The organism is Deferrisoma palaeochoriense, from assembly GCF_054656955.1.
The window spans coordinates 1-204 of the sequence record NZ_BAAHXI010000251.1 but is presented as its reverse complement, the minus strand read 5'-3'; the positions used below and the strand labels follow the sequence as shown (position 1 = coordinate 204).

Here is a 204-nt window from a genome sequence, read left to right as displayed (position 1 = left end):
AAGGAGCGGTGGACCGCGGGGAAGTGCGAATGCTGACATAAGTAGCGATAAAGCGGGTGAGAATCCCGCTCGCCGAAAGCCTAAGGTTTCCTGGGGAAGGCTCGTCCGCCCAGGGTTAGCCGATACCCTAAGCCGAGGCCGAAAGGCGTAGGTGATGGGAAGCCGGTTAATATTCCGGCGCCACCGGGGTCGCGTTTGGACCGA

Annotated in this window: 1 rRNA gene; it reads left to right on the top strand. The window is 60.8% G+C overall.

The window, feature by feature from the left end:
• Positions 1-204 (top strand): 23S ribosomal RNA (locus ACYQ8L_RS18895); the annotation flags it as partial.